The following is a 15,280-nucleotide window of genomic DNA, read 5'->3' on the forward strand; positions in this document are numbered from 1 at the left end:
TGATGTCGCTTGTGCAGCGGACGCTGTACGTATATATTAATACTAATATCAACTCATGAAATAATGAGCAAATACTCATAACTCAACAAAACCACACCATGACCTTCACGCAACTGGAAATTTTTACCCTGGTGGCCGAACTGCACGGCTTTTCCGCCGCCGCCGCGCAGCTGGGCATCAGCCAGTCGGCCGTCTCGCATGCGCTGAAAGCGCTGGAAAAGGAGATGGGCGTGGACCTCATCGTGCGCCACCAGGCCTCGGCCGAACTGACGGACGTGGGCCGCCAGCTGCTGGTGCGCGCGCGCGAAATCCTCGGCCTGTCGGAAGCCATGCGCCAGGAGGCGGCCGACGTGCTGGGCCAGCGCCAGGGCACCTTGCGCATCGGCTCGTTCGGCCCCACCTCCTCGCTGAATCTGCTGCCGGCCATCACGGCGCAGTTCCGCCTGCGCTATCCGGGCATCGACCTGCGCATCGACGAGGGCGCCGACCATGAAGTGGTGCAATGGATACGCGAGCGCAGGGTCGACGTGGGCTTCGTCGTGTTGCCCGACGAGCGTTTCGACACGGCGCCGCTGGTGGAAGACCAGATGATGGCGCTGGTGCCGCGCAGCCACCCATTGGCGCAACTCGACACCATCACCCTGGCACAGCTGTGCGAAGGGCCGTTCATCATGTCGGAAGCGGGTTGCGCCTGCCTGATCGAGCCGCTGTTCGCCAACGCGGGACTGCAGCCGCACGTGCCCTACCGCATCAGCCAGGTCATCACCATCCTCGACATGGTCAGCCGCGGCGACGGCCTGTCCATCGTCGCCGAGCTGGCCCTGCCGCAGCGCCTGCGCCAGCAGTATCCGGAGCTGGTCGCCCTGCCCTTGAACCCGCCCGTCAGCCGCAAGGTGGGCCTGGCCGTGCGCGACCGGCGCCAGAACACGCCGGCCACCAACGCCTTCTTCGACGTGGCAAAACAGATGGCGCCGACCCTGGCGCCCCGGCGCGCCTGACACCCGACTTAAAAAGTCTCCCACTCCTCGCTGCGCTCCGCCTTGACGGCGGCCGTGCTTGCCGGACGGCTGGCGAGGCGCGGCGCGACGGGCGCGCGCACCACGGGCCTGGCTGCCTGCGGCGGCGTCTGCTGCGCCGGCGCCGGCCCGTCATCGAGCTTGAACACACTGACCACCTGCGACAGGGTGCTGGCCTGCTCTTGCAGGCTTTCCGCCGCGGCGGCCGCCTCTTCCACCAGGGCCGCGTTCTGCTGCGTCACCTGGTCCATCTGCGCGATCGCCTGGTTCACCTGTTCGATGCCGGAACTCTGTTCCACGCTGGCGGCCGTGATTTCGCCCATGATGTCGGTAACGCGCCGCACGCTGTCGACGATTTCCTGCATCGTCGCTCCCGCTTCGCCGACGAGCCGGTTGCCCGAGTCGACGGCACTCACGGAATCGTCGATCAGCAGCTTGATTTCCTTGGCGGCGGCGCTGGAACGCTGCGCCAGGCTGCGCACTTCCGTGGCAACGACGGCAAAGCCGCGTCCCTGCTCGCCCGCGCGCGCCGCCTCCACGGCCGCATTCAAGGCCAGGATGTTGGTCTGGAAGGCGATGCCGTCGATCACGCTGATGATGTCGACGATCTTGTGCGACGAGGCATTGATCGAAGTCATGGTCTCGACCACTTGCGCCACCACTTGCCCGCCCTTGCTGGCCACGCTGGAGGCCGAACCGGCCATCTGGTTGGCCTGGCGCGCATTGTCGGCATTCTGCTTGACGGTGCTGGTCAGTTCCTCCATCGAGGCGGCCGTTTCTTCCAGCGAGCTGGCCTGCTGCTCCGTGCGCGAGGACAGGTCCTGGTTGCCGGCGGCGATTTCCGACGACGATATCCGCACCGATTCGCTGGCCGTGCGGATCTTCACCAGCACCACGGCGATCTTGTCGACGAAGCGGTTGAAGGCGCCGGCGATCTGCGCCAGTTCATCGGCGCCGGAAGCGTCGAGGCGGCGCGTCAGGTCGCCCTCGCCCGAGGCGATGTCGTCGAGCGCGTCGCGCACCAGTTCCAGGCACTTGAGCATCTTGAATACCAGCAGCGACAGCAGCAGCGCCGCCGCGCCCGTCAGCAGCAAGGCCGTCACCGTGGCCGTCGTCAGCATCGTCTGCAAGGCTTGCATGGCTTCCTGCTGGTCGAGCACCACGGCCAGCAGCCAGTCCGTGCCCGCCACGCGCGTCACATACAGCTTGCCGTCGCGCCCGCCCAGGCGCACGGCGTCGCTCTGGCGCGCGCTTTCCAGCCGGTTGATCTGCGCGGCCGACAGCGCGGCGTCGAGTTTCGATACCGGCTGCAGGCTCAGTTCCTTGTCGGCGTGGGCGATGATGGTGCCGCCCTGATCGATCAGGAAGGCAAAGCTGTGCGGCGTCGGCTTGATCGCCACCACGTTCGCGATGACGGTATCGAGCAGCACGTCCGCGCCCGCCACGCCCGTCGGCGCGCCCTTGGGGCCCACGGGCGCCGTGAACGACACCACCAGCTTGTGGCTGGCCGCATCCACGTACGGCGGCGTCAGCATCGGCACGCCGGCCTTGACGGTATCCGTGTACCAGGCCCGCGCCGTGGGATCGAAATCGGCAGGACGTCCGGGATGGGTGAACACCGAGCGCTTGTCCGCGTAGCCGATGAACACTTCCGCAAAGTCGCCGGCCTGCTCGGCGATCTGGAAGGCGCGCAGCGGATCGGGCGTCTCGGCCGACATCACGACGGAGGCCATGACCTTTTTCTTGCCATCGACCCATTGCGCCAGCACGGCCGACTGGCTTTGCAGCAGTTGCTGCATCTGCTGGTCCAATGAGGCCAGCATGCTGCTGCGCGTGGTGACGTAATTGGCGACCGAGAGGGCCAGCATGGACAGCACGACGATGGCAACGCAAATCAGCACCAGCCGCGTGCGCAACGATGAAAACATGGTGTACTCCTTGAGTGTGATTTTGATGGTGTAAGACGGCAATGCTGCCGTGAATGCCCGCCCCAGCATTCTCACACAAAAAATTGGAACATTATCACTCAATATCCGGAATACATAATATTTATTACCTCATAGCAACACCCTCGTGTCATGAATGTAATTGCCATGATTGCCCCCTGGTCAAGTTTTCGGCCAGGGGATCGCTCAGCCTATCAATGCGCGCAGCCCGCTGGCGCGCTGCGTGCGGCGCAAGATCGCGTCGAACAGCACGGCTTGCGTGGGCGAGACGAGGGTAAAGAACTCGCGCGCGCGCGTGATGCCCGTGTAAACCAGCTCGCGCGCCAGCATGGCGCCGCCTTCCTGCGGCAGCACCAGCACCGTGTGGCGAAATTCCGAGCCCTGCGACTTGTGCACCGTCATGGCGAACGCCGTTTCCACATGGCGCAAGCGCGTGGCCAGCACGCTGCGCACGTTGTCGCCTTCCAGGAAGTACACGCGCAGGGAACCGGGCCGCGCAGGGTCGCGCAGGGTCAGGCCGATGTCGCCATTGAACACGCCCGTGCCGTAGTCGTTGCGCGTGACCATCACGGGACGGCCCACATACCACTCGCTGCGGCGGATCCAGCCTTCCTTTTCCAGGCGCAGCTCGATGGCCGCGTTCAGGCCCGCCACGCCCCACTCGCCTTCGCGCACGGCGCACAGGATGCGGAACGACTCGAACGCGTGCAGCACGGCGCGCACCCAGTCATCATGCCGCGCATGCGCTGCTACGCCGGCATGCACCAGTTCCAGATAGGGCTGATAGCCGCCCGGCGCCTCAGGACGTCCGCGCAGGGCCAGGCGCAGCACGTCTTCCTGCTGCGCGGGCACGATCCACGCCACCTTGCCGCCGCTGTCGCGCGCCAGGCACTCTTGCGCGGCGCGGGGCTGGCCCGTATTCACGGCCAGCGCCAGTTCGCCGATCGGGCCGCTGAAGCGGTGGCTGTGGCGCAGCATCACCGTCTGCTGCGCCAGCGCGCCGGCCGCCCCCGCAAAACCGGCGGGTATGGCCACGCCGCTGGCCGCCAGCGCGTACGCGATGGTGTCGGGCGCATAGCCGCCCGCCTGCGCGTCGTGGCACAGGTCGCCCAGCACGGCGCCCGCCTCCACGGACGCCAGCTGGTCCTTGTCGCCGAGCAGGATCAAAATGGCCGTGGGCGGCAAGGCGTCGAGCACGGACGCCATCATCTCCAGGTGCACCATCGACGCTTCATCGACGATCAGCACATCGACGTCGAGCGGATTGCCCGCGTGGTGGGCGAAGGCGCGCGTATCCGGACGCGCGCCCAGCAAGCTATGCAGGGTGCGCGCGGCGCCCATGCGCCGCGCCAGCTCCAGCAAGGGCAGCGCCGCGCCCGCCTTCGCCGCCAGGCCCTCCAGGGCCTTGTCGATCGACTGCTTCAGGCGCGCGGCCGCCTTGCCCGTGGGCGCGGCCAGCGCGATGCGCAGCTGTTCCGGCTGCGGCGAGACGGCAAACAGCAAGGTCAGAAGGCTCGCCACGGTGTACGTCTTGCCCGTGCCCGGGCCGCCCGTGATGATGGCCACCTTGCCGCGCAGGGCGATGGCGCACGCCACCTTTTGCCAGTCCGGAGCGCCATCGCTGGTGGGCTGGTCGAACAGGATATCGAGCCATTGCCGCACCTGCGCCAGCGGCGGATTCGCCAAATCCTGCGCGCGCGCGGCGATTTTCCCGCCCACCAGGGTCTCGTCGCGCCAGTAGCGGCGCAAATACAGGCGCGCGCCATCGAGCACCAGCGGCTGGCGCACATCGGCGGCGCCCACCTGCCACACCTGCGGCGCAGCGGCCAGCAGCGCGCACCAGCCATCGACGGTGCCCGGCAGCGGGCCCGATACGGCCAGCACGGCGTGCCACAGCTCCTCGCTCCAGCCCAGCAGCTGCGACGGTTCGCCCGCCAGGTCGGCCAGCATCAAACAGCTGTGGCCCCGCCCTTCCAGCTCGGACAGCACCACGCACGCCACGCCCACGGCGGCCATATCGGCTCCGGCGGGCGCATCGTCGTCCAGGGTGACGATGAAACGGGCAAAGGCGGCGCTCAGGCGGCGCAGGTGGCCCGCCTCGGCGACGCCGTCGAAATGGGTGAACAAGGCGTCCAGGGCCGCGTCATGCTTCATGGTGTTCCGTTTCTTCCAACAGTTGATCGAGGCCGTCCAGCAGTTCCAGCTGCGGCGCCAGCCAGTAGCAGCCGTGCGTGTCCGCATTCGCGATGCCGCGCAGGAACAGGAAGATGGCGCCGCCCAGGTGCTCGGCGGGGTCATACTCTGCGCCGAGCCGGCTTTTCAGCAGCCGGTGCAGCGCCAGCATGTAGATGGCGCCCTGGATGTCGTAACGGTGCTGCGCCATGCCGGCCGCCAGCGCCGGCGTGTGGTAGGCAGCGTCATTGCTGCCCAGCGCATTCGACTTGTAGTCGAGCACCCAGTAGCGGCCCGCCCTTTCGATGACCAGGTCGGCAAAGCCTTTCAGCATGCCGTGCAGCTGGCGCCGCGGCAGCACGGGACGCGGCGCGCCATCGAGCAGCAATCGCGTGCACAGCTTATCGAGCGCCTCGGTCGACAGGTGCTCGCTGGGGAACCAGAACTCCATCTCCGACAGGGTGCTGTCCAATTCGGACAGCGAAGCGCCAAGCAGCGGCAGCGGTGTGACGGCCACCTCGCGCAGCCAGGCGATGGCGTCTTCCTGGCGGTGGCCCCAGCCGGCCCGCTCGCAGCGCGCGGCCAGGCGCGCGTCGAAACGGGCCTCGTTGACGCAGTCGAAGCCTTCGCTGCCCATCCATTCGAGCTGCTCGTGCAGGAAATTGCCAGGCACGGAACCGCGCGGGAAACGGTGCCATGGCGCGTCGCCCGTTTGCAGCGACGGCACGGCGGCCACGCCCGTGCCGTCTTCCAGCAGGGTTTCTTCCAGCGCCCGCTGCGGCACGTGCACGCTGGCCACGGCGCCGATCTGGCGCGTCAGCGAGGTAAAGCTGCCCACCGACCAGTCGCGCTCGAACTCCCCCGCAAACACGGGCGCCGGGCGCAATTCGGGACGCCGCTCGACGCGGTCGAGCACCGTACAGGCGTCGGGCTGCGCCAACGACCCCACGCAGATGGCGTCGCAGCTGCCCGCCACCTGCTGCCAGCGCAGCAGCAGCTGGTCGGCCGGCAGCCTGTCGCCGCCCGTCAGCAGGTAGCCGAGCGCCGATTCGTGCAGGGTGTTGTCCCCTGCCTTGCGCGCCGCCAGCGCGGCCACGCCCAGCCACAGGAAGTGGCGCGCGCGCGTCAGCGCCACGTACAGCAGGCGCAAGTCTTCCTCGATGCGCGCCTCTTCCACCAAGGCCATGGCCTCGTCGGACAAGGACAGGTCGAGGCGGCGTTCGCCGTCCTCGCCCGCATACTCGAAGAAGCTGCGGTTGCGTTTATCCACCTTGCGCGCCGTGACGGCGAACGGCAGATACACGAGCGGGTATTCGAGGCCCTTGGACTTGTGCACGGTGATGACCTTCACCAGTTCCGCATCGCTCTCCAGGCGCAGCACGCGCTCGTCGCCGCTCTCGCCTTCGCCGGCGATCTGCTCGGCCAGCCAGCGTATCAATGCCTGTTCGCCATCGAGCTGGCGGCTGGCCGACTGCAGCAGTTCGGCCAGGTGCAGCAGATTCGTCAAGCGCCGCTCGCCGCCCGTCTGCTGCAGCAGCATGGCCGGCAGCTGCAATTCATGGATGAAGCGGCGCAGCATGGCCAGCACGCCCTGGCGCTGCCAGATCAAATGCAGGGCTTTGAGCTGCTCGACCCGGCGCTCCCATTCCAGCTCGTCGCTGGACAATCGCGCCAGCTCGCCCAGCGGCAAGCCGATGGTGCGCGTGGCAAACGCGGCGCGCGCCAGGCCGCCGTCGAGCGGGTTGGCCAGCGCCGCCAGCCAGCGCAGCACGTCCTGCGCCTCCTCGCTGTCGATGACGGAATCCTTGTCGGACAGGTACACGCTGGCGACCCTGCGGCGCGCCAGCGCGCGGCGGATGGCCGCCGCTTCCTTGCGGTCGCGCACGAGGATGGCGACATCGGCCGGCTGCAAGCGCGTAAAACCGGCGGGGCCGGCGAAGCCCGCCTGCGGATCGCCCAGCATGGCGACGATGTGCTCGGCGCAGTGCTGGGCGAAATATTCGCGGTAGCCGTCGCCGCGCAGCGTTTCGTCGCTGGCGCAGGCCGCCAGCAGGGCCGGCAGCGGACCGCCGGCGTTCACCAGCCGTTCGTCGCGGCCCTTGGCGTCGACAGCCTCGAACGGCAGCGGATTTTCATCCCCTTTGCGGTAGCGGAAGGCGCCGGCCGGCACTTCGGCGCGCTCGGCGTGCAGGAACAGCTGGTTGACGGCCGCCACCAGCGGCGCCGTCGAACGGTAATTGGTGCCCAGCTGGTAGTGGCGGCCGTTCGTCGCGCGCCGCGCCGCCAGGTAACTCTGGATGTCGGCGCCGCGAAAGCCGTAGATCGACTGTTTCGGGTCGCCGATCAGGAACAGGCCCAGCGACGCATCGTTGTCGGCGATGCGGTACAGCAGATTGAAGATCTGGTACTGCGCCGGCGCCGTATCCTGGAATTCATCGACCATGGCCAGCGGATACTGGTCGACGATGCGCTGGCGCAGGGCCGCGCCATTCTCGCCGGCCAGCGCGTCGTGCAGCCGTTGCAGCATGTCGGCAAAGCCGAACTGGCGCGACTGGCGCTTCAATTGATCCATGCGCCGCGCAATCGCCGCCGCCGCATGCAGGTGCAGCTTGTGCGCCAGCGGCGTCAGGGCCGCCAGGGCGATCCCCAGCGCCTCCGTATGTTCGAAGCACTCGGGCACCTGCGCCGTGAAACTCTTGGCAAACGCATCCTCGATGCCGAATGGCGTCAGGCGCTCCCACGCCTTGGCCGTGATGGCCGGCTGCAGCAGCAGCGGATCCTGCGCCCACTTGCGCAAGCCATCGAACCATTTCGCCAGGTTTTCCGGCTTCATCTTGACGCCATTAAAACACTTGGGATTGACGGCGCGGTGCTCGTTGATCCACGCCGCCATCCGGTCGGCGCGTTCGACCCAGCCCGCCTTCAGGGTGGCCAGCTGCGCGGCCAGGGCCCGCTGTTCGCGCGCGATCAGGGCCGACAGCGGCTCATCGTCGGCGATCCGCATGGCGCCGGCGCGGCGCGCCAGGTCGCGCACGCCTTTCTTCAGGACGCCGACGTCGGGCCAGCAATCGAGCAGCACCTCGAGCGCCTGCGGCGCCAGCGGATAGACTTGCTGGCGCCAGTAATCGTGGGCCGCATCCTCGAACAGGGCCTGCTCGTCGCTGACCAGCTCCTCGTCGAACAGGCTGCCGCTGTCGAACGCGTGCTCGCGCAGCATGCGCTGGCACCAGGCGTCGATGGTGAAAATGGCCGCCTCATCCATCGTCTCGGCGGCCAGCATCAGCCGGTGCGCGGCCTTTTGCCGTTCGCTCTCGTCCGGATAGGACTCGAGCAAGGCATCGAGAAAGGAGTCGCTGCCGCCGGACTCGTGGCGGAAATACGCGGCCGCCTCGATCAGGCGCTCGCGCACGCGGTTCGACAGCTCGCGCGTGGCGGCGCGGGTAAACGTCATCACCAGGATATCTGCCGGCAGCAGCGGGCGCACGAAACGGCTGGCGTCATCGCCATGCCCCAGCACGAGGCGCACGTACAGCGCGGCGATGGTCCAGGTCTTGCCCGTGCCGGCCGAAGCCTCGATCAGGCGCGAGCCATGCAGCGGGAACGCCAGGGGGTTGAGCAAATGGCTCGTCATGCTTCTTCTCCGGCGCCATCGACAGGCGCGCTGATCGGGTCGAGGGTGATGTGTTCGCGCAGCCATTCGGCCAGCGGGCCATACAGCTCGCGCGTGCAGTCCTGCCACGCCTCCTCGAGCGCCAGCGCGGAAAAATCGGGCCACAGGCGCGCCAGGCACAGCTCCTCGCGTTCGCCCGAGACTTCAAAGCCGCCATCGTAGACGGCGCGCGGGTCGCCATCCTGCACCAGCGCCAGGCCCGTCTTGCAAGCCGTCGGCAACGGATGGTTCATGCCTTCGCGCCATAGCGCCAGCAGGGTCGCCAGCGCCGCGCGCGAACTGGCGGCATCGAGCGGCGCCATGCAGACAATGGCGTCGCGCGCCACCAGGTAGCCGGTGACGGAAAGGCCGAGGGCGGCGGCGGCCAGCTGGCGCAGCCACATCAGCATCAGCTTGTCGCCGCGCGCCTGGCCGGCCTTGTTCATCACTTTCGAGGAAATCTGCATCAGCCAGGCCGTTTCCTGCCCGTTGCTGCATAATTTGTCGAGCCAGTCGTCGATCTGCACGTCGCCAAACGCCAGGTTCACGGCGCGCTTGTCGGCCGCCAGCGGGAACGAGGCGCGCAGCGACAGCCAGGCGCTACGCACGGGCAGCAGCGCCTCGACCAGCTGCTCCTGCACCTGCTGCCCGATCAGGCCGATCGGCAGCACGCCCTCGCGCGCCAGGCGCTGCGCCCTGCCCTGCAGGCTGGCGCGCACGTCCTCGAGCGCTTCCACGGCGCCCGCGTCGTCGAGCATGGTGTCTTCCAGCAGATAGCGCTCGAGCGCATTCAGGCCAAACGGTTCCTCATCCTCGCCCAGCATGGCCGCATCGGCAAAATGCACGCTGAGGCGGCGGCGGAAGAAATACTTGACGGGCTGGCGCAGGAAGCTGGCCAGTTCGCCCAGCTTCAGGCGCGTGCCGGGATCGAGTTCGTAGGGCCCCAGCGGCAACGCCTCGGCCTGCGCCTGCGCGTCGGCATGCGCCACGCGCCATTCGCGCGCATACGTGAGCAGGCCGCCGGCCTCGAAATAGCGGCGGCTGAACGGCTGCAGCGCATGCCCGGTCGTCAGGCTGGCCAGGTGGCGATCCAGCGACCAGCCGGCCGCCAGATAATCGCGCAGCTGCGACACGAGCACGGAGGGCGGCTGTTCGGAATTGTCGCGCACATTGCGCCCCACCCAGCTGACGTACAGCTTGTCGCGCGCGGCCAGCAAGGCTTCCAGCATCAGGTAGCGGTCGTCGTCGCGGCGCGAACGGTCGCCCGGGCGCGCCATGCCCGGCAGCGCCAGCAGGTCGAAATCGGCTTTCTGCGCGCGGCGCGGGAAGTCGCCATCGTTCATGCCCAGCAGGCAGACGACGCGGAACGGCACGGCGCGCATCGGCATCAAGGTGCAGAAGGTGACGCCGCCGGAGACGAATTGATGGTTCAGGGTCGGTTCGTCGAGCGCGCCCAGCCACGCCACGCGCAGCACGGAGAGCGGCACCGGCTCGATGAAGCCTGCGTGCTCGCAGGTTTCCAGCCAGCCCTGCAAGGCGCCTTCCAGCTGCGCCAGGGTCAGGCGGTCGCCCTCGTCGTCGGCGTCGAAAAAGGCCGCCAGCAGCGCGCGCGCCTGCTCGCCCCACTCGGCCGGCGTGCGCGCGCCGGCCAGCACGCCGCGCCAGTGCAGCAGCGCCTCGACCAGCTGCGCCAGCGAGCCCGCCAGCGCCGCATCGAGGCCGCCCACTTCCGCATACGGCTCGATGCCGCCAAAGCTGACGCCAACGCCGCTGGCGTAGCCGAGCAGCATGCGCCGCACGCCGAAGATCCACGCATTCTGTTCGCCGGCCGCGCCCAGTCCCAGGCCGCTGCGGTGATGCTGGTCCAGGCCCCAGCGCACGCCGGCCCCTTCGATCCAGGCGCCCAGGGTGACCAGGTCGTCCGGCTGCAGGCCGAAACGGGCCGCCAGCGCTGGCACGTCGAGCAGGTCGCGCACCTCGCTCTGGCGGCAGCGCTGCTGCGGCAGCTGCAGCAGCCACTCGAGCGCGACGAGCAGCGGATTGACGCTGCGGTCCTTCACGTCGCCGATCTCGAACGGGATGAAACGCTCGTCGTTGCGCCGGTACTGGCCAAACACGGCGTGGATGGCGGCCGTGAAGGTGTCGATGTCGGGCACCATCACCACCACGTCGCGCGGGCGCAGGCCCGTCTCGCCGCTATGCGCAAACATGGCCAGCAGCTGGTCGTGCAGCACTTCCACCTCGCGCTGCACGCTGTGCGCCACGTGGAATTCGATCGAGCGGTCGGCCGCCTCGGGCGGCGTTTGCGCGTGTTCGGCCAGCGGGCGCAGTTCGCGGATGGCCACCTGCACCTGCTGCAGCAAGGTCTCGCCCGTTTCCTCGCCGAACAGATCGATGCGCAGGCGGTCGTCGCGCCCTTCGGCGGCTGCATGCTCGTCGAATTCATCGAGCATGCGGATGAAGTCGCGCCCCTGCCTGCCCCAGCTGGCCAGCAGCGGATGGCTGTGCGCATGCAGTTCTTCGAGCGGAATCTCGGCCAGGTCGGTGCCGTTGCGCTGGCGCTGGCGCTTGTTTTGCGCGCGCAGCAAGTCGCGCCCGTCGATGATGTCGCCCCAGTAGAACTGGCACGGATTGGGCACGGCCAGCACCACCTGCGTGTGGCGCGCCAGCGCGGCCAGCGCCTGCAGGGTTTGATACGGCAGGGCCGACACGCCGAACAGCACCACGCGGCGCGGCAGCTTGCCGACCGGTTCCTCGCCGGCGGCAATCGCCGCCAGGAAGGCGTCATGGATGTCGGCACGGCCCGTGTCGCGCTCGGCCGCGTCGACATCGAGGCCCACGGCGCGCCACAACTGCGCCTGCCAGCGCTGGTCTTCCCTGAGCGCGATGGACTCGCCGCGCGCCGTGCGCAGCAGGTCGCGTCCCGCCGTCCAGTCGGCCAGCCAGTCGGCGCGGTAGACCTGGTACTGGTCGAACAGGTCGGCCAGGCGCTCGGCCAGCTGCAGCCGGCGTTCGGCATCGCCATCGGCCAGGAAATAGCGCAGCGGCGCAAAGACGGGATCGGCCAGCAGCGACGGCAGGAGCCGCATCAGGCGCCACGTCAGCGGCGACTTGTCGAACGGCGACACGCGGGGCACGCGTTCGCGGCCCAGCATGCCCCGGTAGCTTTCCCACAGCAGGCGCGCCGGCAGCGCGATGCGCGTGGCGGCGCACACGCCCATCTCCTCGGCCAGCGCGATCTTCAGCCATTCGGCCACGCCATTCGACTGCACCAGGAAGATGTCGGTCTCCAGCGGCGCCAGCGGATGGTTGCGCAGCCACTGGAAGACGGCGGCGCGCAGCTGCTCCAGCTGGTTGCCGTGCAGGATGAGGAGGCCGGGCGTGACGGGAGTTTGCATGCTGTTCCGATGAATTGGCGCGCCTGCGGCCATCGTGGCGCAGGCGCAAAACGCGTATTATCGCCGCTCCCGCGTCAGGGGGCGTCGCTGGCGGCAAATTCCAGTGAAATTTGTTCGGCCACCTGCGCCAGCGCCGGCTCCAGCGCCGCCAGCAGCGCGCGCGCCTGCTCCATGCCGCCATCGCGGCGCAAGCCTTCGATCGACTGGCACAGCGCGGCAAACGCATGCGCGCCCACGGCCAGCGCCGACGACTTGCTGCGGTGCCCCAGGTCGGCCAGGCGCCCCAGGTCCTGCAGCGCCATCGCCTGCTCCATTTCGGCGATGCCGTCGCGCGCCGTATCCAGGAACAGCTGCGCGTACTTGCGCATCTTGACGCTGTCGTTGCTGAAGGTCAGGGCCAGCGTGGCCAGGTCGAGGATGGCCGTGTCGCGCCGCTCGGGCGCCGCGCGCGGGACCGGCGCCATGCCGTCCGCCCGGGCCGCCAGCTGCCCATGGCCGATGCCGCCACGCAGGCGGAACCATTTCGCCAGCAGGTGGAACAGCAGGTTGGGCGCGATCGGCTTGGTGACGAATTCGTCCATGCCCGCCTCGAGGCAGCGCGCGCGGTCCTCGCTGCCCGCGTTGGCCGTCATGGCGATCACCAGCAGGCCGGACAAAAGCGGGTCGGCGCGGATGCGGCGCGTCGCCTCGAAGCCATCCATTTCCGGCATCTGCACATCCATCAGCACGCAGTCGTAGCGCTGCCGGGACAGCAGCTCGAGCGCTTCGCGGCCATTGCCGGCCACGCAGACGGTGGCGCCCGCGTCTTCCAGCAGTTCGCAGCCCACCTGCTGGCTGAAGACGTTATCTTCCACCAGCAGGATGGAGGCGCCGCGGATCACGCCCAGCACCTCCGGCTCCACCTGGGCGATGCTGTCGTCGCTGGCCGGCACGCTCTTTTCCAGGCGCGCCGTGAACCAGAAGGTGCTGCCCAGGCCCGGCTGGCTGTACACGCCCACCTTGCCTTTCATCAGCTCAGCGAGCTGCTTGCTGATCACCAGTCCCAGTCCGCTGCCGCCATACTTGCGCGTGGTCGACGGGTCGGCCTGGTGGAAGGAGCGGAACAGCTGCGCCACTTCTTCCTGGTTCATGCCGATGCCGCGGTCCTGCACCTCGAAGCGCAGCATGCTGTGGCTGCCGCGCTCCTCGGACTGGCGCACGCGCACGAAGATGCTGGCATTGTCGGAAAACTTGATGGCATTGCTGACCAGGTTCAGCAAGACCTGCTCCAGGCGCAGCGGATCGCCGCGCCAGCGCTGCGGCAGGTCGAGCGCAATATCGAACTGCAAGGTCAGCCCCTTGACGGCGGCCGCGTCGCCCAGCTGGCTGGCGATATTCGCCAGCAAGGTATCGAGGCGGAAGTCCAGCACTTCCAGTTCCAGCTTGCCCGCCTCGATCTTGGAAAAATCGAGGATGTCGTTGATCAGGCCCAGCAGGTGCTGGCCCGAATGGTAGATTTTTTGCAGATAGTCGCGCTGGCGCACGTCGGCCACCGACTTCAGGGCCAGGTGCGCCATGCCGATGATGCTGTTCATCGGCGTGCGGATTTCATGGCTCATGTTCGACAGGAAGTCGCTCTTGGCCTGGCTGGCCGCGTCGGCCTGCTCCTTGAGCCGGTGCAGCTCCGTGACGTCGGTGGACAGGCCGATCAGCCCCGTCACGGGACCGGGCAAGCCGAGTGGCACCTTCACGCTCCACAGGTGGTGCACCTGGCCTTGCGCGTCGACGAAGCGCTCCTCGCCGACGAACTTGGCGCCGCTGTCGAAGACCTGGCGTTCCGTGCGCTGCGCGGCGGCAGCCGCATCGCCGACCATCAATTCCCCATCCTGGCGGCCGATCACCTGTTCCGCGGAACGCCCCAGGATCGTCGCCGTGCGCGCGTTCACGTAGCGGTAGCGCAGGTCGGCATCCTTCATGTAGACGTAGGCGTCGACGCTGTCGAGCACCGTATCGAGCAGGACGCGCTGCGCCACCGCGCGACGACGCGAGCGGTACAGCGTGTAGATATAGCCATAGATCAGCAGGGTGCCCGCCATGCCGACGGCCAGCGCCAGCCACGGAAAATAGCGGTCGAAGCCGCTGTACAGCTCCGCCTTGCGGACGCGGAAATGGGCTTTCCACAGGCCGCCCTGGTAGGCCACCGGCAGCACCTGGTCGAAATACGCGGCATCGCTGCCGGGCCGGGGCGGCGCGGCGGCCAGGTCGCCGTCATCGTTGAACAGCAGGCGGTCCTGCGGCGTGATGCGCAGCACGCCATCGGCGGGCAGCGCTTCGGCGGCGCTGTACAGGGTCAGGTGCAGCGGTTCGAGCGCGCTGCGTTCGAGCGCGCTGTGCACGAGCTGCGCCACGCCGAAGCCGATGCCCACGGAACCCTGGTAGGCGGCGCGGCGCTCGGCCACGCTGCCCTGCGGCATGCCGTTGCGGTACACGGGCAGGCGCATGCCCAGGCCCACGTGCGCGGGCGGCCCCTTGATCATGATTACCTGTCCCGACGCGCTGATTTCGCCGCTGTCGCGCGCCTGGTTCAGGGCCCGCGCCACCAGCGGATTGGCGCCGATATCGACGCCCATGCGTTCACCCAGCAGGGAATCGGGTTCCAGGTAGGTCAGCACCGTGTATTCGGGCCGCTCGCCGGCGGGCCTGATGGTGAAGGCCGGATAGCCGCCCGGCGCCAGGCTGCGGTCCTGGCGCACGGCCTCGATAAAGGCCGCGCGCTGCGCCTGCGTGACCGCCACGGCATAGTTGACCGATTCGATGGCGGGAAACTGGCGCGCGATATCGAGACCGCCGACATAGTCGTGGAACTGCCGGCGCGTCAGCGGGTCGCTGGTGCGGAACAGGGCTTCGAGCCCGCGCAGCAGGTCGGAATAGCTTTTCACGCGCGTGGCCAGGCTGTGCTGGGCGCCGTGCGTGAGGTTGTCGAAACGCTGCTCGGCGTCGTCGTTGACGGTGCGCGCCGCCCCCGCATACAGCGCGCCGCCCACCGCCAGTGCCAGCAGCAGTCCTCCCGCCCAGATTCCGATGCCTGATACCGCCCCGCCCTTGCTCAAAGTGTGCATT

General features: G+C 68.3%; 6 protein-coding genes. 1 reads left to right on the forward strand and 5 read right to left on the reverse strand.

Features of this window, described 5'->3' with window-relative positions:
* Window positions 1-98 precede the first annotated feature (98 nt).
* Entirely contained in the window at window positions 99-998 is a 900-nt protein-coding gene (locus O0880_RS15435) for a LysR substrate-binding domain-containing protein (protein WP_289887230.1), read from the forward strand.
* 8 nt (window positions 999-1,006) lie between these two features.
* On the opposite strand, the gene O0880_RS15440 is transcribed toward O0880_RS15435, so the two are convergent.
* The 5 genes from O0880_RS15440 to O0880_RS15460 all read right to left on the reverse strand — a co-directional run bounded on the left by O0880_RS15440 (window position 1,007) and on the right by O0880_RS15460 (window position 15,279).
* The gene (locus O0880_RS15440; protein WP_289887232.1) at window positions 1,007-2,944 is read right to left on the reverse strand and encodes a methyl-accepting chemotaxis protein; all 1,938 of its coding nucleotides are present in this window, start codon (window positions 2,942-2,944) and stop codon (window positions 1,007-1,009) included.
* Between the two features lie 204 nt (window positions 2,945-3,148).
* A complete protein-coding gene (gene recD / locus O0880_RS15445; RefSeq protein ID WP_289887233.1) occupies window positions 3,149-5,116 on the reverse strand; it encodes an exodeoxyribonuclease V subunit alpha in 1,968 nt (655 codons plus the stop codon).
* Window positions 5,106-8,765 (reverse strand): exodeoxyribonuclease V subunit beta, encoded by a 3,660-nt coding sequence (gene recB / locus O0880_RS15450; protein ID WP_289887235.1) that lies wholly within the window; start codon window positions 8,763-8,765, stop codon window positions 5,106-5,108. Before recB ends, recD begins: the two co-directional genes overlap by 11 nt.
* Window positions 8,762-12,181 carry an exodeoxyribonuclease V subunit gamma gene (gene recC / locus O0880_RS15455; protein ID WP_289887236.1) on the reverse strand — a complete coding sequence of 1,140 codons (3,420 nt, stop codon included), beginning with the start codon at window positions 12,179-12,181 and terminating at the stop codon, window positions 8,762-8,764. Before recC ends, recB begins: the two co-directional genes overlap by 4 nt.
* A gap of 74 nt (window positions 12,182-12,255) precedes the next feature.
* Complete coding sequence (locus tag O0880_RS15460; protein WP_071324140.1) at window positions 12,256-15,279, reverse strand: CHASE domain-containing protein; 3,024 nt, start codon at window positions 15,277-15,279, stop codon at window positions 12,256-12,258.
* Window position 15,280: the final 1 nt, after the last annotated feature.

The sequence above is a fragment of the Janthinobacterium sp. SUN118 genome (genome assembly GCF_030397695.1).
Lineage (GTDB): Bacteria > Pseudomonadota > Gammaproteobacteria > Burkholderiales > Burkholderiaceae_D > Janthinobacterium.

Bases quoted from the DNA above. Each gene is read 5' to 3' on its own strand.
- O0880_RS15460 (WP_071324140.1), bottom strand. From the start codon at position 15,279: ATGCACACTTTGAGCAAGGGCGGGGCGGTATCAGGCATCGGAATCTGG.
- recD (WP_289887233.1), bottom strand. From the start codon at position 5,116: ATGAAGCATGACGCGGCCCTGGACGCCTTGTTCACCCATTTCGACGGC.
- recC (WP_289887236.1), bottom strand. From the start codon at position 12,181: ATGCAAACTCCCGTCACGCCCGGCCTCCTCATCCTGCACGGCAACCAG.
- O0880_RS15440 (WP_289887232.1), bottom strand. From the start codon at position 2,944: ATGTTTTCATCGTTGCGCACGCGGCTGGTGCTGATTTGCGTTGCCATC.
- recB (WP_289887235.1), bottom strand. From the start codon at position 8,765: ATGACGAGCCATTTGCTCAACCCCCTGGCGTTCCCGCTGCATGGCTCG.
- O0880_RS15435 (WP_289887230.1), top strand. From the start codon at position 99: ATGACCTTCACGCAACTGGAAATTTTTACCCTGGTGGCCGAACTGCAC.